The 209-nt window shown below is 50.7% G+C and carries 1 protein-coding gene; it reads left to right on the top strand.

Features of this window, described 5'->3' with window-relative positions; translation table 11 throughout:
• A partial coding sequence (locus ACW689_RS21580; protein ID WP_476294467.1) for a calcium-binding protein occupies positions 1-209 on the top strand: 209 nt, incomplete at both ends.

The raw sequence follows: 209 nt of genomic DNA, 5'->3' as shown, positions 1-209 counted from the left end.
CAGTTATTATGGGGGCTCCCAAGCTTATAAAATCGAACGTATCGAAATGGCCGATGGCACGGCGCTCGATTTAACTCAGATCGAATTTGCAGCCACACAACTGACAGGGACCGATGGAAACGACACCCTGACGGGCTTTACGACCGATGATACGCTACGCGGTTTAGCTGGTGATGATAAGCTCAACGGAAGTAGTGGCAACGACACAC

The sequence above is a fragment of the Pseudoalteromonas sp. ABE4_541 genome, assembly GCF_056312285.1.
Note: the sequence above shows the minus strand (reverse complement) of the source record. Positions and strands in the feature narration are given on the sequence as shown.